This window comes from Luedemannella flava (genome assembly GCF_039528515.1).
GTDB lineage: Bacteria > Actinomycetota > Actinomycetes > Mycobacteriales > Micromonosporaceae > Luedemannella > Luedemannella flava.
Genome location: NZ_BAAALT010000003.1, coordinates 128,473 through 154,856, shown reverse-complemented (window position 1 = coordinate 154,856; position 26,384 = coordinate 128,473). Strand labels below are relative to the sequence as shown.

The window sequence follows — 26,384 nt, the reverse complement described above, 5'->3', positions numbered from 1 at the left end:
CGCGCGGAAATCAGATAGGCAACGCGACGTCCCCTCATTGAACCGGACACGGCGCGTGCCTGCCTCAGAAGAGAGGACACTGTCAAGTCCGATATCGAGACCTCGTTTCCCGTACCGAATTCACTGTTGACGTCGTGAGCGACAAGCGCTGACGGTCGCAGCCACACATTCTTACCTCACGTCCGGGCCACAAGGCTCGTGCGACGTATGCGTGTGCCCAAAAAGCCATTCACGCACATGCCGTATAAACGAAGGAGCACGTGTGTCCGCGCAGAGTTCACCGACCATCGCGGAGATCCGGCATGACTACGCAGTCCGGTTTCCCCAATGGTCGCAGCAGCTCATCACAGTCGTCTCAGGAAAGGCCGCGGATAATCAACGCCCACCGCGGATGACCCTGCACCCCGTCGTGTCATGGCTTCTGGGCCTGGCACAGCTTCCCATCTCCGTTGCGATCAGCGTGCTGGCGGTCCGGTTCCTCGGTATCTACGCCATCTTCGTGCTGCCGATCACCTGGCTGACGACGGTCAACTCGCTGCGCAAGCTGCAGGTGACCTTCAGCCACCACGCCGTACATCGGGAGATGTGCGAGAGCACGGTGCTCAACCGCATGATCCAGGTCATCTCGAGCACCGCCAGCTTTACCCACAGCTACGAGGACTACTTCGACGAGCACGTCCGCAGCCACCACAGCCGCAAGGTCTTCACCACGATGATCGACCCTGACGCGGCGTTTCTGGTCCGGCTCGGCTTCCTGCCCGGACAGGACATGCGGGAACTGCGTCGCCGGCTGTGGCTCACGCCGGTGTCCCCGCGGTTCCACGCACTGTTCATCCTGGCGCGCATCCGGACCAACTTCATCACGGCGACCCTGCCGCGGATCGGCCTCGCGATCCTCTGGACCGCCGGCCTCGCCTGGCTGGCCTGGTCGATCGGGCCGTGGGAGTTCATCCTCGGCGTCGTCGTGCCGTTCTTCCCGCTCTACCACATCTCGGCACTGATCCAGTTCCTCTCCGAGCACCTGTGGCTCGCCAGCGAACAGGCGCCGACCAGCAAGGCCGACTATGCGAACCGGTGCTGGGGCCGCTTCTGCCTGGAGCCGCTGCCGACCCCGGGCGCGCCGGTTGCGGGCTGGGTCCGTTGGGCCGCGCGCACCGTCTTCGTGCAGGTGCCCGGTCGGTTCGGCGTACTCGTCAACGATCTTCCGGTGCACGACCTGCATCACGTCGCGCCCGCTGAGCACGAATGGACCACGGCGCTCTGGGTCCGGCAGCGCCTCATTGCCGAGGGTCACCCATCGGGGATGGAATCGCGCGAACTCAGCCTCGGTGACGCCATCACGCGGGTTCTGACCGCGATCAGCACATCGCCGGTCAACATCACCTCATCACAACCAACTCGTGCGATGGTGAGCAACAGCACCGAATTCGGCGGTGGTAGCGTGGGCGAAATCCGCACATACAACCAAGAGGACCGGACGGGGCATGCTGTACTCCGATAACGCCATGAAGTTCACGGCCGTGTTGAACAAGAAGTACGACGTGGCCGTGCTGATGAATGCGCTTGCCCACCTTGCCTCAGGGCTGTCCAGCCTCGTCCCGGCCGAGGAGTCGGCATTCCTGGACTACGAGTGCCCGGCCGGCGGATTCGTCTCGGCGATCAGTCAGTACCCGTACATCGTTCTCTCGGCCAAGAACGGCAACCAGATCCGCACCTTGCGCGACGAGCTGGCCAAGGCCGACATCGCGCACAACGTGTTCGTCTCCACAATGCTCGGCGCCTCGGCTGCCGATCAGTTGCAGGCGACGAAGAGCGCGGACCTCGCCGACCTGGACTTCATGGGCATCACCTTCTTCGGGGCGTCCGCTGTCACCGACCCGCTGACGCGCAAATTCTCGCTGTTCCGCACCGCCGCAGAGACGCCCCAGCCCTGACCTGCTCGATCCGATAATTAGCTAGCACCGCTCAACATCACTGGCGTCCGTCCTAACGGGCGGACGCCAGTACTTCACCATGTCCATCCGGGCGGCACACAGGGCGGCGAAACCCGTTGCATCGCAACGGGAATAGACGATCTCCGATGTCTCAAATATCGGGAATATCCTTGTTTGCGTATCGATGCAGTGATGCACTTTACGCGCCCGCGGACGCGTCGCTCCAGGCAGCCGTTTACGGTGCTCGCCGCCGACCCGACCGCCTCGAACAGACGTGGGGGATGTCGTGTTCAATCTGCTCCCGGCGAGCACAACGCCGCCAGCTGACTCTGTGCGTACGGCGCGGTGAACGTGTCCACCGGCATGCGCGCTGACGCGCGCGACGCACTCCGGGACACCATCCCGGTCGCGATGGGATATCTCCCGCTCGCCGCAGCCTATGGACTGATGCTCGCCAACACCGGCATCGACTGGTGGTGGGCACCGGTGTCGAGCCTGCTCATCTTTGCCGGCGCCATGCAGTTCCTCTCGGTCGGGCTGCTGGCGGCGCATACCCCTCTCGCCGAGATCTTCATCGCCACGCTGCTGGTCAACTTCCGGCACGTCTTCTACGGCCTGTCCTATCCCATGGACAAGCTGAAGCGGACACCCGCGCGGGTGTACGGCGTCTTCGCACTCACCGACGAGACGTACTCACTGCTGGCCGGCAAGGCCGACCAGAACATCAGCGGCCGGCGCATCACGCTGATCCAGCTCTTCAGCCACGGCTACTGGATCCTCGGCAGCTTCGTCGGCGCGCTCGGCGCGATGGCGCTGCCGGACAGCATCGCCGGCATCGAGTTCTCCCTGACCGCGCTGTTCCTGGTACTGACGTACGAGCACGCGATCAAGCGGGAGAACCTGCCGGCCGTCGTCATGGGCGTGCTGGCCAGCGCGGTCGCCTTCGCCATCGGAGGCAAGCAGTTCCTGTCCGTCGCCATGGGCGTCTTCCTGTGCCTCGTCCTCGCGAACTATCCCATTGTGAGCAGAAAGGCGTCGCGTGAGTCTGGCCTACGTACTTCCGGCAGTCCTGATCATGGCGTCGACGACGCTCCTGCTGCGAGCGACGCCGTTCCTAGCGCTGCAGAAAGCCGCTGACGCTCCGGTCGTCCGCTACCTCGGCCGGATCATGCCGGCCGGGATCATGGTGATCCTGGTCATCTACAGCCTGAACGGCATCCGCCTGACCACCTACCCGTACGGGCTGCCGAGCCTGATCGCCGTGACGGTCACGCTGCTCATCCACGCGTGGCGGCGCAATCCGCTGCTCAGCATCGTGGTCGGGACCGCCACGTACATGGTGTCGCTCCACCTCTTCGGGTAGCGACAGCATCTTCGGGTAGCGACAGCCGCGAGTCGACGGCTACGGCTGCGGGACCGGGTCCGGGGTGCCCCAGGGCACCGAGGCGCGGCAGCGTGCGAGTCGGCGGACGGTGAGCCAGGAACCGCGCACCAGGCCGAACCGCTGCAGGGCCGCGACGCCGTAGTGGCTGCACGACGGCGTGTACCGACACACCGGGCCGCGTTTAGCGGAGATCTCGGTCTGGTAGCGGCGGATCGCCGCGACCGCCTGATCGCGGGTCGCGGTGAGCCAGAGCCACGGTGGCACCGTGGCCAGCGTCAACAGCGCTTCCGGCAGGTCCTGCCCGCAGGCCAGGTAGCAGCACGTGAAGTCGCCCATGCAGATCCAGCATGGACAACCCGGGAACGGTGGCTCGGTCAGCACGCCGCGATCATGACAGAGTGCCCGGCCACGCGATAGTGCTGGAGAACCAGCATGGAAGGCCTGGAAGACACTGGGGCCACGACGTGGGCGGTCTGGGCCTACCATCACGCGTGTGAATCAGCCGAACCTGCCGCCCGGACCACCGCAACCCCCGGCACAGGGAAGCCCGCCACCGACGTACTACCCGCCTGCCGGGTACCCGCATCAGGCCACGCCGCCCGGCTACCCGCCGCAGGCCGCGCCGCCGGGCTACCCACCGGGGTATCCGCCGGGCTACCCACCCGGTCCGGGGTGGGCGCCCCCGGCGGCGCCGCGCAAGAAGCACACCGGCCTGATCGTCTCGCTCGTCGTGGTGTTCGTGCTGGTCGCGTGCGGCGGCGGCGCCTGGTACCGGTACAGCTACCTGCCCGACAAGCACAACGAGTCGATCCGCGCGGTGTTCGAGACCATCGGTACGCCCGTCGGCTTCGGAGCGGACGCCCGGCCCGACGAGAGTGGTTACAAGGGCCGGATCACCACCATCGAGAACACCTACGAACTGCACTGTCCCCGGGGCCGTTGCCCCACCGACCCGGTGGTCTCGCTTGTCACGTGGGCCACGCGCGCCGGGGCGGAGGGCGTCTCCAACGACTTCTTCACCAACTCGTGCTGGGACTTCCTCTGTCGCACGGAGTTCCGCCGCGGCGAGTTCAAGGTCGTCCTCTCGTTCGACCGCACACCGGACTACAACTACGTGCCGAGCAGCCCGGACAACGTGCTGTTCACCGCAAGGGCGTACGTGACCACGCTCTGACAGGTCCGCCGTCCGGTCGGGGCTAGGCGGTCTCCGACCGGAACGCGGCGGCCATACCGGTCATCTGTTCCAGCCCCGCGACCAGCGCCTCGGCCGGCCTACGGCCGAGGCTGCCGCCCCGGACGCCGCACAGTACGTTGCCGGTGACGTAGCTGGCGATGACGGGCTTCCTCGTGAAGCGCTGCTTGCCGCCGCCGTCGAACCAGGCGGCCAGCCGCGCGGGGTCGGCGCCCGGCACGTAGACGATCCAGACGACGTCCACGCTGATCCGGTCGGACCACCGGTACCGGCTGCAGAAGTCGAAGATCGCGAACCGGAACCCGTTGTGCTCGCCGATCAGCACGTCGCGGACGTCCCACGGGCCCCGAGCCAGCCGCTCGGCGCTGATCGGCCCGACCTCGAGGCCGGCGATCATCGCCGGGTCGGACGGGCGGAACTGCCACCCGCGCTGGACCGCCAGCAGCGCCCGGTCGGGTCCGCTGCCGGCGTCCGGGTCGCCCTGTCGCGGGCGGCTCTGCCGGAAGAGGGAGACGCCGCTGCCCACGGCCACCAGGCCACCGGCCACCGCGATGAGGTATCCGACCTTGTTCGACTCGCGCTGTTCATCCTGATCGGACCTGTCGGACTCGCCGGTGTCCCGGTCGATGGTGACACAGACGTCGTCGGGTTCCATCACCTTGTCGCCGCACATGGCGTTCTCGCTCGACGCCGTACTCAGTCCGAAGCAGACGGCGGCCAGGCCGCCCAGCAGCCACAGCGTGGCACCCACCTGTCGTCGCGTATCGGTGCTCACCCGTACCCCCCAAGTCGACCGGGACGGTACCCCGGCGGCCCGCGAACAGGGCCGCCGGGGACGGTGCGCACCATCAGGTGAGCGCTACTCGTTGTGGAGCACCTCAGCGATCCGCAAACGGGCCGCGCGCCGTGCGGGCACCAGGGCACCCAGGAGCGCGATGACGAGGCCGGCCAGGGCGAGCAGCGCCAACGTCGGCGCGTGCCACACGTCCAGGGCCGCGGCCGGGATGCTGGACCGGGCCGCGGCCGCGGTGGCCGGGATGATGCGACCGTGCGCGAGCATCCCCAGTGGAATGCCGAGCGCGCCGCCGACCATGCCCAGCAGCGCCATCGAGGTCAGCACCATGGTCACCACCTGGCGCGGGGTCATGCCGATGGACTTGAGCATGCCGAGGTCGCGCCGGCGCTCATGGACGTTGAGCACCACCGTGTTGAACACGCCCAACGCTGCGACCGTCGACAACAGCAGCGCCAGCACCGTCGAGAAGCTCAGCACGATCACCGCGAAGTCGCTCACCCTCGACCGGTCGAACGCGTCGAGCGCGGGGTCGGCCGCCCGGACAGCCTTGATGTACGCGGTCACGTCGGCACCGTCGACGAGCTGGACCTGGTAGTACACCTCCGCGGGCGCGACGACGCGGTCCGGGCTCAGCGCGGTGAGGACCTGCCAGTCGACGAAGGCGGCCGGCGACCCGACGGGCGCGCCGTCGATCGTCTCGCCGACGATCGTGAGTTCCGTGCGCCGGCCGTCGAGGTCCAGCGTGAGCCGGTCGCCGACGTCGAGCCCGAGCGAGAGCAGGACCTCCGTGGGCACCACGGTCTCGTCGGGATCGGCCATCCAGCGGCCGGAGGTCAACAGATCCTGGTAGCCCATCGCGGCGATGTCCCCGCGCACGAAGGTCACGGGGACCGGTTGCGTATGCCCGAGGACCGGCACCAGCAGCCCCAGGATAGGGGCCACCCGGGCGGCGCCCGGCAGGTCGCGCAGGAGCTGCTCCACCTGGGCGTCGGTCCGGCTGGTGGTCTGCGGCACAGCGTCCGGAGGCGGCGGTTGGCCGGGGCCGCCCACCCGGCTGGTGCCGTCGGAGGGCGCGACGCCGATCTGCCCGGAGACGCGGTTGTCGATGTCGGTCAGGCGGTTCAACGTGTCGGTGAGCCCGGTCGCGAACGTCACCGTGGTGACGCCCAGCAGCACGGCGGCGATCGTGAAGGCGGTGCGGCCCGGCCGCGCGAAGGGCAGCCCGAGCCCGAGGCTGACGGCGCGGGGCAGCCGGGCGCCGGCGAGTCGCCGCTGCACGCGCACGCCGTGGCCGGTACGGGGGGCGCTGCCGGCGCTGATCGCTTCGGCCGCCGACAGCCGGTACGCCCGGACTGCCGGCACGAACGCGGTCAGCGCGACGAGGGCCGGCACGGCGAGCAGCCCGACGGCGACCGCCCACGGGGCCGCGCCGATGCCGCCGCCGAGGCCCATCCCTTCGAACCCTTCGGTGAGCAGCGGCTGCGCGGCGAGCACGCCGAGGATGGTGCCGACGACGCAGCCGACGACGGCGGGCACCAGGACCATGATGAGGTATACCGCCACGACCTGACGGGGCGTGTACCCGAGCGCCTTGAGCACCCCGATGTGCCGGAACCCGGAGACGACCGCGCCGCTGACCACGTTGCCGACGATGACGACCGAGACCACCAGCCCGAGTACGCCGAACGTGGCGAGCAGCGGCACGAACACGTCGATGTCCTCGGCGAGTTCCTCCTTCACGGCGAGGTACGGCCGGGCGGCGACGAGCGCCCCGGCCGGCAGGCCGCTGGTGACCGCCGCGACGTCGGCGTCGATCGCCGCCCTCGTCGACACGTCGCCGGCGAACCGGTAGAGCATCTGCACGCCGGTGGGGTTCAGGGCCGCGACCTGGTCGGGGGTGACCCAGGCGTCGGCCGTCTGGCTGAGGCTGAACGCGCTGCCCACCACCGTGAACGTCCGACCGCCGAGGGTGAGTTCGGTGACCCGTGGCGGACCGTTCGCGTCCGGAGGTTGGTTGAGCACCACCTCGCCGGGTCCGGTGGGCCAGCGGCCCTGCCACAGATCCAGCTGGTCGACCGGCCCGCCGGGATCGGCGCGGCCCACGACGGTCAGCGGGCGGCGCGGGCCGAACAGCTCGCCCTGTCCGCTCTGGAGTCGGGCCAGCCGGAACGGCCCGGCCGCCGCGGCGACCCCGGTCCGCCGGGCGGCCAGGTCGACGCCGTCGACCTTCGCGGCGTCGAAGACCGCGACGGCGTGCGGGCCGCTCTGGGCGGCGAAGGCCCGCTCGAACGGCGCGGACGAGGCGTCGAGCAGGACAAGGGCGACCATGATCGTCGTGGTGGAGAGCAGGACGACCAGGCCGACGACGAACGTCTGCAGCCGGCGCCGGCGCACCGCCGCCCGGGCCGCCCGCCAGACGGCCCTCACGCCCGGTCCCCCGCGCCCACGGGAACCTCCGGGTTGATGGCCCGCTCGCGCACGATCCGGCCGTCGGCCAGGTCGACCACCCGGCTCGCGCACCGGGTGGCGAGCCGCTCGTCGTGGGTGACGATGAGCAGCGTCTGTCCGATCTGGTTGAGGTCGAGCAGCAGGTCCATCACCTGCTCGCCCGCCCTGCTGTCCAGCGCGCCGGTCGGCTCGTCCGCCAGCAGCAGGGCGGGCCGGTTCATCAGCGCCCGCGCGACGGCGACGCGCTGCCGCTCGCCGCCGCTCAGCGCGGCCGGGTAGGTGTCTCGGCGGTCGGCGATGCCCAGCTCGTCGAGCAGTTCGAGCGCGCGCCGGCGGGCGGGCGCGGCGGCGGTGCCGGTCAGCTGGGCCGCGAGCGCCACGTTGTCCAGCGCGGGCAGGTCGTCGAGCAGGTTGAAGAATTGGAAGATCATGCCGATGCGGTGCCGGCGGAACAGGGCCAGCCGGGACTCGTTGAGCCGTCCCAGGTCCTCCCCGTGGACGCGTACGGACCCGGCCGTCGGCCGGTCCAGCCCGGCGATCATGTTCAGCAGGGTGGACTTCCCGCACCCGGACGGGCCCATCACGGCCACCGCCTCGCCCGTGTGGATCTCGAGGGACACGCCGTCCAGCGCGACCGTGTCGCGGTACTCCTTGCGCACGTCATCGAGCCGCACGACGCAGGTGTCTGAGGTCATGCCAGCACGCTACGGGCGCTCTGACCTGCGGCGCATCGGCCGGTGGATGCAACCTCGGCGCGACGTCATCCTCGGGATGTACGCGACTGCACCCCGGGCATGACGCCGGTCCGGGCGTGATCTGCGAGGGTAGGCGCGTGGGATCCGCGACGGTATGGCTGGGCGGCGCGCTCGCGGTGGCCTGCGCGGTCGCCGCAGGGCTCGCCGTGGCGTACGCGCGCGCCCGGCGTCGGCACCGCCGCGCGCTGGAGGAGCGTGGCTGGCTGCTCGAACGCGAGCGGGAGAGCGCCGCACGTACGGCCGTCGACGCGGAACGCGCCCGGATCGCCCGCGAACTGCACGATATCGTCAGCCACAACGTCAGCCTCATGATCGTCCAGGCGTCGGCGGCGCGCGAGGTGCTCGCCACCATGCCCGAGGAGGCCGCGGCCGCGCTGGCCGCCGTCGAGGGCGCCGGCCGCGCCACCATGACCGAGCTGCGCCATCTCCTCGGCGTGCTGGCCCCGCCCGCTGACGGGGACGATGACGGCGACGCCGGCGGGCTCACGCCGCAGCCCAGCCTGAGCCGGCTCACCCCGCTTATCGACCGGATCGCATTCGCCGGCCTGCCGGTGGAGGTGCGCATCTCGGGCGAACCACGCCCGCTGCCCAGCGGGGTGGACGTCACCGCGTACCGCATCATCCAGGAGGCGCTGACGAACGCGCTCAAGCACGGCGCCGGCGGCTCGGCCGAGGTGACCATCCGTTACGCCGAGCGCACCCTGCGGATCGAGGTGCTCAACACCGGACCCAGTGTGCTGACCGGCGGTGCCCGGCCGCAGCCCGGTGACGGCGCCGGGCGCGGCCTGCTCGGGCTGCGCCAGCGGGTCGGCGTCTACGTCGGCGACCTCGACGGGCGCCGCCGGCTCGGCGGCGGGTACCGGGTCCGCGCCCGCATCCCGGTGGACCCGCGATGACCGAGCCGAGGGTTCTCATCGTCGACGACCAGGAGCTGATCCGGGCCGGGTTCCGCCTCATCCTGACGATGCGGGGCATCGACGTCGTCGGCGAGGCCGGCGACGGGGCCGAGGCGGTCGCGGCGGCGGGGCGGCTGCGGCCCGACGTCGTACTCATGGACATCCGCATGCCGACGATGGACGGCCTGGAGGCGACCCGGCGGATCCTCGACCACGACCCGCACTGCCGGGTGCTCATGCTCACCACGTTCGACCTCGACCGGTACGTCTACGCCGCGCTCGCCATCGGCGCGAGCGGCTTCCTGCTCAAGGACGTCACCGCCGACCATCTCGCGGCGGCCGTGCGGCTGGTCGGCACGGGTGACGCGCTGCTGTCGCCCTCGATCACCCGACGGCTGGTGGAACGGTTCGCCGCCGACGAACCCGACGCCCCTGCCGCGACGCACCGGGAGCTGGCCGCGTTGACGCCGCGGGAGCTGGAGGTCCTCACGCTGCTGGGTCGTGGGCTGTCCAACACCGAGCTGGCCCGGCGGCTGACGCTGAGCGAGGCGACGGTGAAGACCCACGTGGCCCGGATCTTCGCCAAACTGTCGTTGCGCGACCGGGCCCAGGCGGTCGTGCTGGCGTACGAGACGGGTCTGGTGAGCCCCGGCGAGGCGTGAGGCACCGTTACTCCGGGCGGGTACGGATGACCAGCGTGCGGCGGACGAACTCCAGCGCCTCGTCACGCAGTTGCGGCGTCTCGGCCGAGACGATGACGTAGCCGGCCCGGTCGGCGCTCCAGGTGGTCGGCGCGACGACGTCGCCGGGGTTCTTCCACCAGCCCGCCGACACGAACGCCGGGTGCGCCTCGATCTCGGCCAGGCCCTCGAACCCGACCAGGAGCCCGGTCGGCGCCACCGGCAGGTAGCTGGCGGCGTAGGCGACCGGGCCGGCCGGCGCGGACGGCAACGGCAGCCCCGTCGCGAGCCGGACGACCATCTCGAACCAGTCCACCCCGTACGTGAGGCCGAGCAGGTCCATGAGGTAGTCCCCCGGCGTGCGGACGGCGACCTCCATGAGCGTCGGCCCGTCGGCCGCCATCCGGAACTCCAGGTGCACGATCCCCGTCCGCATGCCGAGCGCGGTCAGGACCGCGGTGCAGAAGTCGTCCACCTCGGCACCGAGCTCGACGCCCGTGCGGTGCGCCACCTCGACGAAGTACGGCGGGTCGGTCGTCTCCTTGGCGGTCAGGTTGGTCAGCCACACCCGGCCCTCGTGGACCAGCGCCTCCCAGCTGTACTCCGGTCCGTCTACGGCGGTCTCCACCAGCAACGGCCCGGTCTCGCGCCGGACGACGGCCTCGTCGAAGGCGTCCGCGTCCGCGACCAGCTCGACGCCCTCGCTGCCGGCCGCCGACAGCGGCTTCACCACCACCGGGAACCGCGCGGCCGCCCAGTCGCGCGCCGCCTCGAGCCGATCGACCATCAGGTACTCCGGCTGCCGGATGCCGGCGGTCGCGAAGATGCCGCGCTGCAGCGCCTTGTTGCGGGAGATGGTCGCCGCGTGCAGCGAAGGCCCCGACAGGCCGAGGCCGTCCTGCAGGAGCGCCGCCCCGAGCACGTTGGCCTCGGTGAAGGCGACGACGCCGGTGGGCTTGCCGGCCGCGGCGGCGGCCCAGGCGGCCTGCGCCCACTGCTCGTCGTGCGGGCCGGGGCTCACGTGGAGGTCGTCGACGAGGGTGCCGGTGTGGGCCGCGCGGGCGGCGCCCTCGACGGCGACGACGCGCAGGCCCAGCCGCCGCGCGGCGGCCAGGTACGGCTGGCCCATGAAGCCGACCCCGACCATCAGCAGCTCAGACATCGGTGGCCGCCTTCCCCGCCGCGGTCACCGTGACGGCGGCGAACATCTCGCGCAGGAACCGGTCGAGCTCCTCCGTTGGGGCCGGGCCGACGATGCCGGCGATCGGCACGTCGTAGTCGGCGTAGCTGAGCGTCTGGCTGACCGGTTCGTCGGCGGCACGCTCGACCCAGCGGTACACGCGCGGGTCGTCCCGGAACCGGTCCGTGCCCGTGATCTCGCAGAACTTGTCGCCGAGCAGGTGACCGGGCCAGACGAACCAGCCGTAGCGGGCGTCCGGGCCGCAGTCGCGGACGTCGAACTTCGCCGCGCCGGCCTCCGACAGGGCGCGCAGCTGCACCGACGGCATGTGCACACCGGTGGCCAGCTCGAACGACTCGGCGACGCCCGCGCCGCCGAACCGGGCGGCCACCTCGAGGAACACCGGGCCGTCGGGCGTCTCGAACCCCTCCAGGTGGAACAGGCTGGTGGTGATGCCGACCGCGCGCAGGCAGTCGGTGGTCCACTCCACCAGCGACGGCGGGGTGTCGATCTGCACCGAACCGGCCGGGCTGCCCTGGGCGTACCCGAGGAGGGTGCCGACGTAGCGGCTGGCCTGGACAACCACCGGGACGCCGTCGACGGCCAGGCCGTCCACGTGGATGATCGCGCCGTCGATAAACTCCTCGACCTCGAAGCCGTCGGGGTCCGCGCCGGCGGGCAGGCCGGCGAGCGCTTCCGCGACCGTGTCGAACGTGGCGACGCCCAGGCTGGAGGCGCCGTCGAGCGGCTTGAGGACCGTGCGGCCCTGCCACGGGACCTCCGCCCCGGCGAGGGCGGCCGGAAGGGACAGGTACCGGGGTACGCGCAGGCCGGCGCGCGCGGCGGCGTCCTTCATGACGACCTTGTCGCGCACGGGGAGCACGTCGGCCTCCCAGGGGCCGGGCACGTTCAGCGCCTCCCGGACCCGGGCGGCCGCGATCAGGTCGAACTCCGACTGCGCGATGACCAGGTCCGGCCGGGGCCGGCCGGCCATGGCCGCGATGACCTCGGTCTCCGTCGCGTCGATGCCGGGTCGCTCAATCCGGGTTCCCGGCAGGTGCGGCGGCAGCGTCGCCATCCGTTCGGGTGTACCGATAAACGTCACGTCGTGAGCCGTGAAGTCGATGCCGTCCGCGTACCGGACGATGTCGTCGGTGATGCGGTGAAGGATCAAAATGCGCATCGGAGTACCTCAGTTTTAGGACGAGCGGAAGGAGGGATGCGGCGACGAGGACGGCCCCGACCACCGAGCCGGTCATCACCGCCTGCGCGCCGTGCGCCTTGGCGAAGGTCGCGACGACGAGACCGGAGACCGGCAGCGAGGCCTGGTTCAGCAGGACGATGAGGCCGATGGTCTTGCCGAGATGTTCGCGGGGGATCCGCTTGATCCGCTCGGCCCGGATGAAGACGTTCAGCACGCCGACCGTGCCGATCAGCAGCACGTACCCGATGACGAACTGCCCGAACGAGGACGCCTGACCGATCGTCAGCCCGCCCAGGCAGATGACGACGAAGGCGCCGAGGATGGCGACCAGCGACGTGACGTGCTGCGACAGCTTCGGGATCACGAAGAAGATGAGCAGCGACAGCAGGCCCTCGGCGAAGGACAGCACCGCGAAGAACCCGTCCGACTTGCCGAACGTGCCCGTGGTGATGGCGGCGCTGGTGGCCATGCCGACACCGACCATCAGGTTCACCATCATGGTCAACCCGACGAGGCCGACCATGGCGGGGAGCTTGAACAGCGTCCGCGCCCCCTCGGCCACCCCGGCGACGACGCTGCGCAGGCTCGTCGGCTCCTCGTTGGTCACCGCCCGGCGCAGGGTGGACCGCAGCGTGACCACGTTGACTGTCGTCAGCGCGAACAGCACGCCCGTGGCCAGCAGCAGGTCGACGGTGCCGAGCAGCGCGGCACCCGCCGCCGCGACGGCCGGCCCGAGCACCGTGCTGGCCTGCTCGGTGCCTTGGATGACGGACTGGGCGCGCACCATGTGCTCCGGCGGCACGAAGCGGGGCAGCGTCGTCTCCATCGCGATGTACGCCTGGGCGCTGGCGAGCGACATCGACGCGGCCAGGATGCTCAGCGTCACCACGCTCGCGCCGGGCCACGCCTGGACGGCCGCGAAGGCCCCCATGGCGAGCAGGGCGCGGACGCTGTCGGCGCCGACGTAGAGCTTGTAGCCGTCGATCCGGTCGGCGAGCACCCCCGCGACGGGCACGAACAGGACGCGGGGCAACCATTCGATCAGGAAGACCAGGCCGCTCGCGGCGACGCTGCCCGTGGTCTTGTAGACCAGCAGCGGGATCGCGAACAACAGGAACTGGTCAGCCAGTGCGGCGAGGCCGCGACCGGCAACGAACCGCACGACGTGTTGCTGCCGAATTTCCGCCGTATCGGGTCCGCTAGCAGCCAACACGGAAGAGTCCAGTCATGCGGAGATCCCCCGTCTGTCCACCGGCGAGCTTAACAACGTGCCATGTGGACAGACAAGGTGGTTGGTCCCGCAGTGAGCAGACCGTGGCCGGTCGCGGGGTTAGGGCTCACTCCGCCGCATTCGTCGCCCGTGATGGAGTTCCCCTCGGTGACGGGCACGCACCGCTCCGCCAGCGCGTCGGCGCTCAACTTCCAGCCCTGTTGCACGCCGAGGGCGAGCACGCCGGCGGCGTACGCCGTCGCGCCCGAGGTGCCGCTGGACACGAGCCAGCCGTCGTCCGGGGCCGTCCCGTCATAGGCGCTGTTACGGCGGTCGAACATGCAGCCCGGCTGGGTCGGGAACAGGATGTAGTTGCCGTTGGGCAGCATCCCGCACGGGCCGGACACGTCCGGCACGGCGCGGCCGGGGAACACGTCCGACCGGTAGCTGGACGCGAGGTCGGCGGCCCGCAGCTCGCCGTCGGGTCCCACGTGCACGCCGCCGACGGTGATGGTGCCGGGCGTGGCGACGGACTGGAACATCGCGGTGGGGCGGTCGGTCGACCCGTTGCCGGCCGCGAACAGCACCGTGATGCCGCGCCGGATCGCGTTGGCGACCTCCAGGTGCAGGTGGGGCTCCGCCCGCATGGTGCCCCAGCTGCAGGAGATGATGTCCGGCGCCACCGCGACGGCGCGCTGGAACGCGGCGACCGGGAACGAGAAGCCCTCGGTGGCCATCTTCACCATCGTCAGCGACACGTCCGGCGCGACCGCGAGCAGCAGCGCCGACATCGCCGTGCCGTGGCCGCGCTCGTCGACGGCGGGGTCCAGGTGCGACAGTGCCGCGACGACGGAGGTCCGGTAGCCGTGCGCGCGGTGGTGCGGGTGGTCGTAGAGGCCGGTGTCGACCATGACGACCCGTACGCCCTCACCCCGGATCCCTGCGTCGTGCAACGGCCCCGCGCCGGCCACGCGGACCGCGTCGTCGGGCAGGCGCAGGTGGTGGCCGGCGACGACGGCCGGGGGCGCGGTCAGCTCGAACCCGGACCGGGGGGCGGACACCTCGGCGATCAGGTCGGGGCACACCCGCGAGCGCAGCGGCCCGTCGGCCACCAGCTCGTACCGGGGCGAGTCGCGGATGTACTTGTTGCGCACCACGGCGACGCCGTGGCCGAAGACGTCCGCGAGCAGGGCCTGTCCGCCGCTGACGGTCAGGCCGACGTCGGTGCGCGCCTCGACGGTGAGGCCCTCGCGCAGGAGCGCCTCGGCCACCCGGTCGACGGTGCCGGGTGCCGGCAGGAACTCCTCGACGGGGTGGCGCAGCAGCTCGGCGGGGTCGCCGGCCAGGCCGCGTCCCGACGCGGAGCGCGGGACGACCGTCAGCACGCCGCGCTCGGTGAACGCGGCGATCTCGTCCTCGATCACGCGGTTCCCGCCAGGTCGCGCAGCCGACCGCGGTCGAGCTTGCCGGTCGGGGTGAGGCCCACGTCCCCCTCGCCGACCACGACGATGCGCGCCGGCACCATGTACGCGGGCAGGACCCGGGCCAGCTCGTCGCGCAGCGCGTCGCCGCCGTCGGGGTCGTCGCCCAGCACGAACAGGGTGATGGCCCGGCCCGCCACCGGGTGCTCGGTCACGACCGCGCAGCAGTCCCCCACCCAGTCGACGGCCAGCGCGGCGGCCTCGACCTCCGAGGTGTGCACAAGGTTGCCGGCGATCTTCACGGCGTCGTCGCGACGCCCGACGAACACCAGCTGGCCGGCCGCGTCGCGGTGCACGAAGTCGCCCGAGCGGTAGTACCGCTTATCCAGCGTGACCAGCACCTCGTCGGTCTTCGCCGGCTCCTCGCAGTACCCCACCATGACCTGCGGGCCGCCGATGAGCAGCTCGCCGGTCCCGCCGTCGGGCACCGGGCGCAGGTCGTCGTCGACGACCAGCACGTCGACGGCCGGCAGCGGCGTGCCGATCGGCAGGTACTCGCCCTCGTGCGACGCGATGTCGTCGGTGAGATAGAGAGTCGCGCTGTGCGTCGTCTCGGTCGGCCCGTAGCCGTGCACGTACGTGAGGCCGGGGACCTTCTTGTCCAGGGCGCGCAGCAGCGAGACCGGACACGACTCGCCGCCGAACCACAGCCGCCGCAACGCGCTGAGGTCGCGGCGGTCGATGTCGCTGAACCGGCCCAGCAGCATGCGGATCACCGACGGCACGAGCAGGGTGTCGGTGATGCGCCACCGCTCCAACGCCTGCGTCACCTGTCCGGCCATCGACAGCCGGGGCAGCAGGTGCACGCTGCCGCCGACGAGGAACGTCGAGTACAGGTCGACGACGGACGCGTCGAAGAACAGCGGCGCCACGTTCAGGTAGCGCATGCCCTCGGCAAAACCGACAACCTCTTGTACGCCCTCCAGCAGCGCACACACGCTGCGGTGGCTGATCATCACGCCCTTGGGGCCGCCGGTCGACCCCGACGTGAAGATGACGTACGCCTGGTCGTCCGGGTCCCGGTCCCCGTACTGCGAAGCGAGGTAGTCGGCCTCGGCCTCGTCGGGGATGACGACGGGACCGGCTACCAGGTGGCGGTGCTGCGGGTGCACCACCGTCACCGCCGGGCGGCACGTGTCGAGCAGCAGCGCCACCCGGGCCGGCGGCAGCGACTCGTCGATGGGCACGTAGCGGGCGCCCAGGCGCAGCGCCGCCCACATGCACACCACCGAGTCGATGGACTTGTCCAGCACCATGGCGACCGTGCCGTGCCGCCCGACGTGCGGCGCGAGCCGGTCGGTCAGCGCCTGGGTGCGCCGGGCCAGCGTCCGGTAGGACACCTCGGCGCCGGTGGCCACGTCGCCCGCCGCCACGGCGTCCTCGTCGTCGAGGCGGTCGAGGACCTCGTCAACGAAACGAAGGGTCATTCTCGAGCTCCTGGCACACGGCCTCCAACAGCTCGGGGAAGGTCTCCATCTGCTGGTCGTACGACCCGAAGTGGCCCATCCCCTCCATCAGGATCAGCCGGCTGTCGGCGAGCCCGTGCAGCTCCTTGGCGACCTCGACGGGCACCCACGGGTCGTCCGTCGAGTGGAACTGGACGATGAACCGCTGGTTGCGCTTGATCGCCGCCCAGTCCCAGGGGGTGTCGAAGAAGCCGCTGCGCCGCTCCAGCTCGAACCCGCAGTCGGTGTGGTGCCCGGCGACCACGAACGTGCCCAGCAGCGGCGCCGACTCCGCGTACCGCAGGGCGGTCAGCGCGCCCGACGAGTGGCCGACGATCACCGTCCGCTCGTCGGGCTTGATGACGTCCGTCAGGTACGGCAGCCAGTACCGCATCCGGCCCTTGATCGGGTCGGGGAAGGTGTGGGCCACCACGTGGTGGCCCCGCCCCTCCAACTCCCGCTTCAGGTACGGGAACCAGATGCCGTCGATGGTCGCGCCGGCGTTGCCGTGGATCAGGACGATCCGTACCTCATCAGTCATCGGAGTCGTTGAGCTGATCCTCGAGCAGCTCGGCCAGCGAGCCGAGCGTGGCGAAGTTCTCCACCGTGAGCAGCTCCGGTTCGAGTTCGATGTCGTAGAAGGACTCGAACGCCAGCGTCAGCTCGATCATCTGGGTCGAGTTCAGCGACAGTCCGCCGTTGAACAGCGGCGTGTCCGAGCGCAGGTCCACGTTGTGCCTCGGGAACACCTCCGCCGCGATCTTGCGCAGGTCGTCCTCGATGTCCGCGCGGGTCTTCGGGCCGGCCATGGTCATGGTCAGCTCCCCTGCGGCGTCGGTGCAGGCGTCGGCGCCGGCGTCGGCGTCGGCGTGGCCGCCGGGTCGGCAGTGCGGACCGCCAGCTTGGACTGCATGAAGACCGAGGTCCGCGGGATGTTCATCTCGTCCTGGTGGAACGGGTTGCGCTTGTTCTTCAGGGAGAGGTACATGGTGCGGCGGGCGCGCGCCTTCTCCTCGTCGGAGTAGAACAGGAACGCGATGTTGCCGGCGTTCTCGCGGCCGACCTCGGTCAGCGTGATGTCCTCGTCGGTCTCGACCGCGTAGCCGCGCTCGACCATCCAGTCGATCTCGCGACGGTACTTCTCCAGGTTGGCGACGTCGGCCTTGCGGACCGTGCCGAACACCGGGAAGAACACCATGACGCGGTTCTCGACCTCGTCCTCGCTGCAGATGCGGCCCTGCTCGATCGGGATGATCCCGTTCTCCACGTCGGCGATCCACCGGTCCACGTTGGTGTGGTTGCGGTAGCTGCGCTCGCCCATGTAGTTCTCGGCGGCCGGGCCGATGCCCAGGGTGTAGCTCGCCCGGTAGCCGTTGCCGCCGCAGGCGTGGTTCAGGCCGATCGGGCCGGTGTCGTCGAGGTGCGTGAAGAAGTTGATGAGCAACTGCTTGTCGTACCCGTACGCGGCCAGGCTCTCCTTGATCTGGCGGTACTGGGCGCGCTCGATGCTGCCCGAGGGCAGGACGTCGCTGACCTTGCCGGCCCGGATCTGCTGGTCGAGGCGGGTGCCCTCCCACTGGTTGAACCGGTACGTCTGGACGAAGCTCGGCCGCAGCTCGGCGCAGATGCCGTGCACGTCGGCGGCGAGGATCTCGTCGGTCTGCCCGGCCAGGTTGTACATCAGGTCGAGGGCGAAGGTCTTGATGCCGGCCTTACGGATGTTCTCGGCGGTCTGGTAGACCTGCTCGACCGAGGCCTTGATGGTGAGCTTGCGGCGCAGGTCCTCGTTGAGCGTCTGCACGCCGAACGAGATGCGCGTGACGCCGAGGTCGCGCAGCATCTCGATGTACCCGTCGGCGGACAGGCCCAGCGGGCTGCCCTCCAGCGAGATCCCGTCGACCTCGCTCAGGTCGAACTCGCGGTGCACCGCCTCGATGATCTCGCTCATCGAGTCCTGGTCGAGCGCGGAGGGCGTACCCCCGCCGAACTGCACGTACTTGATCTTCGTGCCCTCGAAGTACTTCGAGCGGGCGTTGCGCTCGATCTCCTTCACCATGGCCTTCACGAACCGCACCCGCTGCGAGCCCTGGTACTTGGCCGAGGACTCCTTGAAGCAGGCGCAGAAGTTGCAGAACGCCTCGCAGAACGGGATGTGGAAGTACAGCAGGATGTCCGTCTGCTGCGGGTGCGTCTGCCGGTCGAGGAACGAGAAGTACTCCGCCTTCTCCTCCTCGGTGCGCAGCGCGTCCTGGAAGGCGCAGATCTTGGGGTAGAACCAGGTGACGTTGGTGCGCTTCTCCGGGCTCTCGAAGTCGTCCTTCAGGTAGAAGTTCGAATCGAGACCGAGCATGAACGCGTTCTCGGTAATGGTCATGTCTGTCGATCCCATCTCTACGAGGCGGACTCTTTGGCGGCCTTGCCGTGGCTCTGGTAGATGATCGGGAGCTGCTGGCTCATCTCCCCGTTGATCTGGATCCACTCGAACTTGTCCTCGGGCAGATCGACGTCCGCCCAGATGGCCTCCGGCGGGCACTCGGCCACGCAGGCGTTGCAGTCGATGCACTCCTCGGGGTTGATGTAGAGCATCTCGGGACCCTCGTGGAAGCAACTGACCGGGCACACGTCCACGCAGTCCGTGTACTTGCAGCCGATGCACGCGTCGGTGACGACGTACGCCATGTTCTTGATCTCCTGTTTCTGTCGCCGCCGCCGTCAGGCGTTCACCGTTGAGACCTCGGTGAGCCGCCGCATCCAGCCGAACCGGTCGACCAGGCTGCCGTCGCGCACACCGTCGAGCAGGTCGCGGTACCCCGAGGCCACGGCGGTGCCGGCGGGCAGGCGGTACTCCTCCGCCTGGTAGCCGAGGCCGCTGATGGACACGACGCCCTCGGCGGTGCCGGTGCCGAAGCACTCGGTGATCCGCCCGTCGCTGATGCCCGCGAGCACCTCGGCCAGCTCGATGGGCCGCTCGTCGACCCGGGTGCCGGCGTCGCGGGCCAGCTTGATGACCGAGTCGCGGGTGATGCCGGGCAGCAGCGTCCCGTCCAGGGTCGGCGTGGTCAGCACCCCGTCGATCACGAAGAAGACGTTCATGGCGCCGACCTGCTGGACGCGCCGCTGCGGCTCGCCGCCGACCCACAGCACGTGGTCGTACCCGTAGTTGGCCGCGATCTCGCGGGGCACGAGGCCCTGGCCCTGGTTGCCGACGGCGTTGATGTCGCCGGTGCCGCCCGGCCAGGCCCGCGTGTAGCCGTCCACGACCATGGCCCGGGTCGGCGCGTCGGGCTGCGTCGGCCGGCCCACCGGGCTCGCCAGGACGGTGAACAGGCACTCCTCCGCCGGGGCGACCTCGAGCGTGGTGCCGTTGCCGGCCAGCAGGCAGCGCAGGTGCAGCGCCGCGCCGGGCTGCTGCGGCAGCCAGGCCGCGTCCAGCTCCACCAGCCGGCGGATCGCGAACCAGACGCGGTCGAAGTCGACCTGCGGCAGCGCCATCCGCCGGGCCGCGTTGTTGAGCCGCTTGATGTGGCTGTCCGGCCGGTACACCGCGATGCTGCCGTCGGCCATGCGGTAGGCCTTGAGGCTGTCGAACACCGCCTGACCGAGGTGCAGCGCCGCGGCCGTCGGCTTCGTCGCCGGCAGCTCGTCGCGGTCGGCGATCGTCATGCCCCGCCAGGAGCGACGCCTGGTCCACCGCATCACGTACGCGTGGTCGGTGACCAGGCCCAGGCCCAGCTCGGCGCCGGCCTCCGGCTTCGGGCGGGGGGTGGCCGTCTCGTTGACGGTCAGGTCGTTGTCGGTGCTCACGATCGGCTGCCTTCCTTGTCCGCGATGTCGACCCGCACGTCGGAGAGCACGGCGGCGACCAGTTCCTCGACTCGGGCCCGGTCGCCGGTGAAGTACACCTGGGCGACCCGGTTGTTGAAGATGTCGTCGGGGTCGAGCGCGGCGCCGGGCCCGACCTCGAACTCCACCCGGACGAACTCGTCGGCCGCGGCGAAGCGCTCCAGGCCGGACAGGCTCCCGGCGAACACGCCCGCCCGGTCGGCGGTGACAAACGCCAGGCCGGCCGTGCGCGGCGCCGGCGCTGTGGCGTCGTAGCGACCGCCCCGGGCGGCCTCGGCGGCCGCCAGGTACAGGTCGACGCCCGGGCCCGCCTTGACCAGCTCGGGAATGCAGTCGCCGGCGAGCCGGGCGCCCACCTCGATGAGCACCGGACGGCCGTCGCCCGCGATGCGGGTCTCGATGTGGAACGGCCCGACGGTGATGTCGAACGCGGCGACCACCTGCTCGGCGAAGGCGCGCAGCAGCGGACCGTGCGGCGAGTCGTCGGGCGGCGTGGCGACGTGGCCCATCTCGTAGAAGCGCGGCGGCGCGGAGACGAACTTCGTCGTGATGCTCGCCAGATGCATCCCGGCGGCGTCCACCCAGCCCTCGATGGAGAACTCGGGCCCCTCGACGTACTCCTCCACCAGCGCGACGCGGCGCGGGTTGTGGTGGAACAGCACGTCGCCGTACTCGTGGATCTCGGCGCAGGCCCGGTGGTACTCCGCGGCGTCGCGGGCGAGGCTCACCCCCAGGCTGCCGCCCCAGTCGGCCGGCTTGACCACGACCGGGAACGCGAACGGCGGCTCGTCGACCTGCCCGGGCCCGACCGCGACCGACCCTGGGACGGCGATGTCGTGCTTGACGCACCGCTCCCGCATGACGTCCTTCTGCCGGACGGCCTCCCCCGTGTCCCGGCTCAGCGCCGGCAGCCCGAGGGCCCGGGCCAGTTCGGCCGCCACGTCCACGACGTACTCGAAGCCGGCGACCACGCCGGTCGGCGGCTCCCCCGCCTCCTCGACGAGGTCGAGCAGCCCGCGCACGCCCTGGTCCGGATGCCACGCGACGACCCGCGCGCCGGCGTGCACATCGGGCGGCAGCAGTTCGGGGTACTGCGTCGGGACGAGGCAACGCACCCCGGCGGCCACCAGCCGGCGCGTCGCCGCGGTCCCGGCCGACAGCGGTTGAACGATGATCAGCACCCGGCGCCGACCTTCCCCACGTGCAGGGTGAACACCATCGGCACGGGCCCGAAGTTCTCCAGGGTGCGCAGGCCTTCGGCCTGGGCCGCCTGCCCGGTGGTCACGCAGGCGTCGTAGCGGCCGGCGGCGCACTCCGCCGCGGCCACCGAGTTGCTGCTGGCGTACGTGATCGTGCCCCGGTCCGCCACCAGGCAGCTCGGCGCCGGGTGCGTGATGATGGTTGTCACGGGGCCCTGGTCCGGCCGCGTGGCCAGCACCATGTCGTACGTGTCGAGGATGAAGCTGTCGGCCATCTCCAGCCGGTGCAGGTTGCTGAAGACGAGATCGTGCAGGCGCGGGTAGACGGCGCAGGCGAGGATCGCCTCCGTGCCGTCGAACTTCATCACGTCGAGCCCGTCCTCCACCTCGCCGTGGAGCACGACCGTGCCCTGGCGCCGCCGGTCCGCGAACCACCGGTGCGCCGCCTTCTCCAGGTTGGTGCCGCTCGGTCCGAGGGTGTGGATCGTCGCCACGTTCGGCAGTGGAGGCGATGTGAGGCCGCTGTCAGGCATCAGCCCAGCTCCTTAGCTGTCGGTCGGTCGAGCCGTGAACGGACGCAAGGTCGTTGCGGACTGTGCGGAGCCAGCCGTGGGTGTCCGGCCGGATCCCGTGCTGGATCTCGATGAACGCGTTGCGCAGCCGGGCCGTCACGGGGCCCTCCCGCCCGTCGCCGAAGACCGCGGAGGCGCCGGCGTCGGCGACCCGGCCCACGGGCACGACCACGGCGGCGGTGCCGCAGGCGAACATCTCGACGAGCCGACCGGACCGGGCGCCGGCCATGACGCCGTCGATCGTGGTCGGCTCCTCGGCGACCCGGATGCCCAGGTCACGGGCGAGGGTGAGGACGCAGTCGCGGGTTATCCCGCGCACGATGGTGCCCTGGCACGGCGGCGTGGTCAGCCGGACGCCGTCGGGTCCGTCGCCGTCGCGCCAGACGAAGAAGACGTTCATGCCGCTGAGTTCCTCGACCCAGCGGCGCTCCAGGCCGTCGAGCCAGAGGACCTCGTTGAAGCCGCGCGCGAGCGCCTCCCTGCGGACCATGAGGCTGGCGGCGTAGTTGCCGGAGCACTTGGCCTCGCCCATGCCGCCGCGCACCGCGCGCACCGACTCCCCGGAGGTCTCCACCGAGATCGGCGCGAAGTCGCGCCCGAAGCACGGATCGACCGGGTACGCCAGAAAGACGCAGCGGTAACGCCGCGAGTCGCGCAGCCCGACCTGGGCCTCCGTCGCGATCATCAATGGGCGCAGGTACAGCGCCTGGCCCGGCTCGTCGGGGATCCAGTCGTCGTCGAGGGCGACGAGCTCGGCGCAGGCCTCCAGGAACAGGTCGACCGGCATCTCGGGCATCGCCAGCCGGCTCGCCGACCGCCCCAGGCGGCGGGCGTGGTCGGCGGGCCGGAACAGGGCCGCGGAACCGTCCGGCTGCCGGAACGCCTTGAGGCCCTCGAAGACGCTCTGCCCATAGTGCAGCACCATGGCGGCCGGGTCGAGCACGATCGACCCGTACGGCTCGACGGACCAGTCGGACCAGCCCGCCTCCGCCGACCAGTCGACGACGATCGTGTGCTCCGTGTGGAACCGGCAGAACCCCGGGTCGCGACGGGCCGCGGCCGCGTCAGACATGGACCTCAGTGCCCCACAGCTCCAGCGATGCCCGTGGGCCGCCGCACCGGTCGGTCGCGTTCTCGGGCCGGCGGAGCAGCCGGTCGTACAGGAAGTCGGTCACCGTCTCGCGGTAGACCTCGTCCTCGGCGATCGACTCGATCTCCTCGATCAGGCCCACGAGGTCCTTCGCGGAGGCCACGATGTCCGCCTTGCTGGCGAGCCGGCGGCGCCCGTCGTCGGCCACGGTGAACAGCTTGTGCTCGGCGAGCCAGGTGCCGAGGGCGAAGCCGGTGCCGGCGTCGAAGTTGCGAAACGGTCGCGGCTCCGCGGGATACCGGAACAGCCGCTCCAGGATGATGTACTCGAAGATGATGTCGCCGTACGGGACGGACTCCTCGTAGCAGGCGATCGCGGACTTCAGGTCGACCTTCAGCTCCTCGACCAGGCCCGGGCGCCACTTGGTCTTCAGCGACAGGTTCAGGTCGAGCGGCCGCGGGCCGGTGTGGTGGAAGTAGTCGTGCATGTAGCCCCACACGCAGCGCGCCTGGTAGGTATCCTCTTCATCCACGTCGGCGGAGCGGAGTTCCGTTTCTCCGGCGAACGGTGATCCGGGTCCGCAGAGCCGGGATGCGATTTCCAGCGTGCCGGCATAGATGCTCACGTGCCGGTTGAAGAAGAACCAGGCAAAACTCTGATCGACTGTCGGCGTGGCGGTGGGAATGTTTTCGGGAAAGAAGACGACGCAATTTCCGTCGCGCAATCCCGACGAGGCCGACAGCAGCCGGGTCGACTGGAAAACCGCCTTGGGATGCGGATAGTCGGCCTGCAGCCGCGCGGTGCAGTCCGGGTCCTGACGGACGACCGTGAACGCCTCGAGGAAGGCGCCGAAGGAGCCGTCGCCGTTCGGCAGCGTCACCGGGCCGACGAACGCCGCGACCTGTCCGTCCTCGGGCGCCGGCACCGTGTCCCGCGTCGCGTCGAACGTCGGCTTCCCCTGAAAACCCGCCTCTGACCAGGAACGTAGGTCGTGCACGGTGGCCTCGATCTGGTCGGCCGGCATCAGGGCGCTGAGCCGCTCGATGTCGCGGCAGAGCCGGTCGAGCCCTTCCGCCGCGTCGCCCTCGCCACGGACCTGCGCCGCGCGGATCGACCCGACGGCCGGCACGACACGACGCTCGAATTCCAGGATCTGCGAAAGCGCGCGTGGCTCCAATTGCCCTCCAGCAGCTTCGACACCGACACGAGAACCGATGACGTCGCCCCTGGAGGAGCGCGCGAAGTTACGGACCCTCCCCAGGAGCCACAGATCGAAATTGTTCGCAGCAATTCCCTGGAGCGCAATTGACTCTCATCATTCGGGAGCCGCCTCATTCGCGCGCAGGTCAAGCAAGAGTCCGAAACCTTACCGAAGCGATCCCCTCATAGCTGACGTCACAACTAACTATGGGTGACTGTCCACATGAGACCGATCTGTCTATTCTTCCGAAAGCCCTGCGACGAGGGCGTGGGCCAGGTGGCGGCTGTGCGTCAAAGTGATCAGCCACGACCGCACCCCGGCCGCCTCGGCGAGCGCGACCGCCCGCCCGGCCAGCAGCAGCGCCGGCTGGCCGGAGTCGGCGCGGACCACCTCGATCTCGTGCAGGGCGGCACCACGCAGACCCGTCCCGAACGCCTTCAGGACCGCCTCCTTGGCGGCGAACCGGACCGCGAAGCGCTCCGCCGGGTCGGTCGCGCGTAGGCAGTACTCACGTTCGCGGGCGGTGAAGTGCCGCTCCGCGAACGCCGGTCGCCGCGCCAGGAGCCCCCGGATGTCGTCGATGTCGACCAGGTCCGTGCCGACGCACACCACCGCGCGGCCCAACAAGCGGCGCGCCGCGCCGGCGGCGGACGCGGCGACCGGGTCCTCGCCCGGGGGTCGTAGAGTTCCCACGAACAGCGACGGTACTGCCGCTATCCTGCACGTATCATCCGACGTAATTCTCCCCTGTGTGTGCCCGCTGTGCGCGGCCAGTGAGAGGAACCGCCATGAGCCTGCCGTTTCCGTTGCAGCAGAACCCGAACCCGGCGAGCCCGCAGCGGCGCGCCGAGATTCTGGCGAACCCCGGATTCGGCAAGCACTTCACCGACCACATGGCGCGGGCCGTATGGACGGCCGACGGAGGCTGGGCCAACTCGGAGGTCGTCCCCTTCGGCCCCATCCCGATGCACCCGGCAGCGGCCGTCCTGCACTACGCGCAGGAGATCTTCGAGGGCATGAAAGCGTACCGGCACGCCGACGGCTCGATCTGGTCGTTCCGGCCGGAGGCCAACGGCGAGCGGTTCGCCCGTTCCGCCCGGCGGCTGGCCCTGCCGGAGCTGCCGGTGGCGGACTTCATGGCCTCGACGAAGGCGCTCGTCAGCGCCGACGCCGCGTGGGTGCCGGACGAGGGTGAGCACAGCCTCTACCTGCGGCCGTTCATGTTCGCGTCCGAGCCCTTCCTCGGGGTCCGCCCGGCCCAGGAGATCACCTACATGGTGATCGCCTGCCCGGTCGGCTCGTACTTCTCGGGCGGGGTCAAGCCCGTCTCCATCTGGCTGTCGACGCAGTACACGCGGGCGGCCCGGGGCGGCACCGGCGAGGCGAAGTGCGGCGGCAACTACGCGGCCAGCCTGGCCCCCATGATCGAGGCGGCCGCGCACGGCTGCGAGCAGGTCTGCTTCCTCGACGCCGCGCACGGCCGCTACGTCGAGGAGCTCGGCGGCATGAACCTCTACTTCGTCACCTCCGACGGCCGGATCATCACACCCGAGCTGGGCACCATCCTCGAGGGCGTCACCCGCGGCTCCATCCTCATCCTCGCCAAGGAGCTGGGGCTCGAGGTCGAGGAGCGCCCGGTCGAGATCACCGAGTGGCAGCAGGGCGCGGCCGACGGCACGATCACCGAGGTCTTCGCCTGCGGCACGGGCGCCGTGGTCACCCCGGTCGGTCGGCTGGTCTGGGACGGCGGCGAGGTGACCGCCGAGAAGGCCGGCACGGAGGACTCGGTGACCATGCGGATCCGCCGTCAGCTCGTCGACATCCAGTACGGCCGGGCCGCCGACCCGTACGGCTGGATGACCCGCCTGGCCTGA

The 26,384-nt window shown here is 70.5% G+C and carries 27 protein-coding genes; 8 read left to right on the top strand and 19 right to left on the bottom strand.

Annotated features, from left to right (window positions below):
• Window positions 1-211: 211 nt before the first annotated feature.
• The 4 genes from ABD211_RS01115 to ABD211_RS01100 all read left to right on the top strand — a co-directional run bounded on the left by ABD211_RS01115 (window position 212) and on the right by ABD211_RS01100 (window position 3,297).
• On the top strand, window positions 212-1,501 hold the full coding sequence (locus tag ABD211_RS01115; protein ID WP_344125211.1) for a hypothetical protein: 1,290 nt from the start codon (window positions 212-214) through the stop codon (window positions 1,499-1,501).
• The gene (locus tag ABD211_RS01110) at window positions 1,485-1,934 is read left to right on the top strand and encodes a DUF2000 domain-containing protein (RefSeq protein ID WP_344125209.1); all 450 of its coding nucleotides are present in this window, start codon (window positions 1,485-1,487) and stop codon (window positions 1,932-1,934) included. Before ABD211_RS01115 ends, ABD211_RS01110 begins: the two co-directional genes overlap by 17 nt.
• Before the next feature lie 351 nt (window positions 1,935-2,285).
• Window positions 2,286-3,071: an AzlC family ABC transporter permease gene (locus ABD211_RS01105; protein WP_344125207.1), complete on the top strand. Its 786-nt coding sequence runs from the start codon at window positions 2,286-2,288 to the stop codon at window positions 3,069-3,071.
• Window positions 3,010-3,297, top strand: coding sequence for a branched-chain amino acid transporter permease (locus ABD211_RS01100; RefSeq protein ID WP_344125205.1), 288 nt, complete (start codon window positions 3,010-3,012; stop codon window positions 3,295-3,297). The genes ABD211_RS01105 and ABD211_RS01100 overlap by 62 nt, the downstream gene beginning before the upstream one ends.
• Before the next feature lie 39 nt (window positions 3,298-3,336).
• Here the strand turns inward: ABD211_RS01100 and yidD are convergent, their stop codons facing one another.
• Window positions 3,337-3,654 carry a membrane protein insertion efficiency factor YidD gene (gene yidD, locus ABD211_RS01095; protein ID WP_344125202.1) on the bottom strand — a complete coding sequence of 106 codons (318 nt, stop codon included), beginning with the start codon at window positions 3,652-3,654 and terminating at the stop codon, window positions 3,337-3,339.
• Between the two features lie 157 nt (window positions 3,655-3,811).
• On the opposite strand from yidD, the gene ABD211_RS01090 reads away from it, so the two are divergent.
• A complete protein-coding gene (locus ABD211_RS01090; RefSeq protein WP_344125199.1) occupies window positions 3,812-4,492 on the top strand; it encodes a hypothetical protein in 681 nt (226 codons plus the stop codon).
• 22 nt (window positions 4,493-4,514) lie between these two features.
• On the opposite strand, the gene ABD211_RS01085 is transcribed toward ABD211_RS01090, so the two are convergent.
• The 3 genes from ABD211_RS01085 to ABD211_RS01075 all read right to left on the bottom strand — a co-directional run bounded on the left by ABD211_RS01085 (window position 4,515) and on the right by ABD211_RS01075 (window position 8,449).
• The gene (locus ABD211_RS01085) at window positions 4,515-5,285 is read right to left on the bottom strand and encodes a hypothetical protein (protein ID WP_344125197.1); all 771 of its coding nucleotides are present in this window, start codon (window positions 5,283-5,285) and stop codon (window positions 4,515-4,517) included.
• Between the two features lie 84 nt (window positions 5,286-5,369).
• Complete coding sequence (locus ABD211_RS01080; protein ID WP_344125195.1) at window positions 5,370-7,733, bottom strand: ABC transporter permease; 2,364 nt, start codon at window positions 7,731-7,733, stop codon at window positions 5,370-5,372.
• Window positions 7,730-8,449, bottom strand: coding sequence for an ABC transporter ATP-binding protein (locus ABD211_RS01075; protein WP_344125193.1), 720 nt, complete (start codon window positions 8,447-8,449; stop codon window positions 7,730-7,732). Before ABD211_RS01075 ends, ABD211_RS01080 begins: the two co-directional genes overlap by 4 nt.
• Before the next feature lie 158 nt (window positions 8,450-8,607).
• Between ABD211_RS01075 and ABD211_RS01070 the strand changes: the two genes are divergently transcribed.
• Together ABD211_RS01070 and ABD211_RS01065 are read left to right on the top strand one after the other, a co-directional pair.
• Window positions 8,608-9,405: a sensor histidine kinase gene (locus ABD211_RS01070; protein WP_344125387.1), complete on the top strand. Its 798-nt coding sequence runs from the start codon at window positions 8,608-8,610 to the stop codon at window positions 9,403-9,405.
• Window positions 9,402-10,067, top strand: coding sequence for a response regulator (locus ABD211_RS01065; protein ID WP_344125191.1), 666 nt, complete (start codon window positions 9,402-9,404; stop codon window positions 10,065-10,067). The genes ABD211_RS01070 and ABD211_RS01065 overlap by 4 nt, the downstream gene beginning before the upstream one ends.
• 7 nt (window positions 10,068-10,074) lie before the next feature.
• On the opposite strand, the gene ABD211_RS01060 is transcribed toward ABD211_RS01065, so the two are convergent.
• The 15 genes from ABD211_RS01060 to acpS all read right to left on the bottom strand — a co-directional run bounded on the left by ABD211_RS01060 (window position 10,075) and on the right by acpS (window position 25,203).
• Entirely contained in the window at window positions 10,075-11,247 is a 1,173-nt protein-coding gene (locus tag ABD211_RS01060; RefSeq protein WP_344125189.1) for an ATP-grasp domain-containing protein, read from the bottom strand.
• Window positions 11,240-12,343: an ATP-grasp domain-containing protein gene (locus tag ABD211_RS01055; RefSeq protein WP_344125187.1), complete on the bottom strand. Its 1,104-nt coding sequence runs from the start codon at window positions 12,341-12,343 to the stop codon at window positions 11,240-11,242. The genes ABD211_RS01060 and ABD211_RS01055 overlap by 8 nt, the downstream gene beginning before the upstream one ends.
• Window positions 12,303-13,631 (bottom strand): MFS transporter, encoded by a 1,329-nt coding sequence (locus ABD211_RS01050; RefSeq protein WP_344125185.1) that lies wholly within the window; start codon window positions 13,629-13,631, stop codon window positions 12,303-12,305. Before ABD211_RS01050 ends, ABD211_RS01055 begins: the two co-directional genes overlap by 41 nt.
• Window positions 13,632-13,729: 98 nt before the next feature.
• The gene (locus ABD211_RS01045) at window positions 13,730-15,103 is read right to left on the bottom strand and encodes a S8 family serine peptidase (protein ID WP_344125183.1); all 1,374 of its coding nucleotides are present in this window, start codon (window positions 15,101-15,103) and stop codon (window positions 13,730-13,732) included.
• On the bottom strand, window positions 15,100-16,587 hold the full coding sequence (locus ABD211_RS01040) for an amino acid adenylation domain-containing protein (RefSeq protein ID WP_344125181.1): 1,488 nt from the start codon (window positions 16,585-16,587) through the stop codon (window positions 15,100-15,102). The genes ABD211_RS01045 and ABD211_RS01040 overlap by 4 nt, the downstream gene beginning before the upstream one ends.
• The gene (locus ABD211_RS01035) at window positions 16,568-17,146 is read right to left on the bottom strand and encodes an RBBP9/YdeN family alpha/beta hydrolase (protein ID WP_344125179.1); all 579 of its coding nucleotides are present in this window, start codon (window positions 17,144-17,146) and stop codon (window positions 16,568-16,570) included. Before ABD211_RS01035 ends, ABD211_RS01040 begins: the two co-directional genes overlap by 20 nt.
• Window positions 17,139-17,420: an acyl carrier protein gene (locus ABD211_RS01030; RefSeq protein ID WP_344125177.1), complete on the bottom strand. Its 282-nt coding sequence runs from the start codon at window positions 17,418-17,420 to the stop codon at window positions 17,139-17,141. Before ABD211_RS01030 ends, ABD211_RS01035 begins: the two co-directional genes overlap by 8 nt.
• A gap of 2 nt (window positions 17,421-17,422) precedes the next feature.
• Complete coding sequence (locus ABD211_RS01025) at window positions 17,423-18,979, bottom strand: coproporphyrinogen-III oxidase family protein (protein ID WP_344125175.1); 1,557 nt, start codon at window positions 18,977-18,979, stop codon at window positions 17,423-17,425.
• 17 nt (window positions 18,980-18,996) lie between these two features.
• The gene (locus tag ABD211_RS01020; protein ID WP_344125173.1) at window positions 18,997-19,284 is read right to left on the bottom strand and encodes a 4Fe-4S dicluster domain-containing protein; all 288 of its coding nucleotides are present in this window, start codon (window positions 19,282-19,284) and stop codon (window positions 18,997-18,999) included.
• Between the two features lie 33 nt (window positions 19,285-19,317).
• Entirely contained in the window at window positions 19,318-20,409 is a 1,092-nt protein-coding gene (locus ABD211_RS01015; RefSeq protein WP_344125171.1) for an aminotransferase class IV, read from the bottom strand.
• Complete coding sequence (locus ABD211_RS01010; protein WP_344125169.1) at window positions 20,406-21,629, bottom strand: ATP-grasp domain-containing protein; 1,224 nt, start codon at window positions 21,627-21,629, stop codon at window positions 20,406-20,408. Before ABD211_RS01010 ends, ABD211_RS01015 begins: the two co-directional genes overlap by 4 nt.
• Window positions 21,623-22,141 (bottom strand): type 2 periplasmic-binding domain-containing protein, encoded by a 519-nt coding sequence (locus ABD211_RS01005; protein ID WP_344125167.1) that lies wholly within the window; start codon window positions 22,139-22,141, stop codon window positions 21,623-21,625. Before ABD211_RS01005 ends, ABD211_RS01010 begins: the two co-directional genes overlap by 7 nt.
• A gap of 31 nt (window positions 22,142-22,172) precedes the next feature.
• Complete coding sequence (locus ABD211_RS01000) at window positions 22,173-23,291, bottom strand: branched-chain amino acid aminotransferase (protein ID WP_344125164.1); 1,119 nt, start codon at window positions 23,289-23,291, stop codon at window positions 22,173-22,175.
• Window positions 23,284-24,438, bottom strand: coding sequence for a DUF6421 family protein (locus tag ABD211_RS00995; protein WP_344125161.1), 1,155 nt, complete (start codon window positions 24,436-24,438; stop codon window positions 23,284-23,286). The genes ABD211_RS01000 and ABD211_RS00995 overlap by 8 nt, the downstream gene beginning before the upstream one ends.
• 309 nt (window positions 24,439-24,747) lie before the next feature.
• On the bottom strand, window positions 24,748-25,203 hold the full coding sequence (gene acpS, locus ABD211_RS00990) for a holo-ACP synthase (RefSeq protein WP_344125159.1): 456 nt from the start codon (window positions 25,201-25,203) through the stop codon (window positions 24,748-24,750).
• Window positions 25,204-25,298: 95 nt separating this feature from the next.
• On the opposite strand from acpS, the gene ABD211_RS00985 reads away from it, so the two are divergent.
• Window positions 25,299-26,384, top strand: a complete 1,086-nt coding sequence (locus ABD211_RS00985; protein ID WP_344125157.1) for a branched-chain amino acid aminotransferase — start codon at window positions 25,299-25,301, stop codon at window positions 26,382-26,384.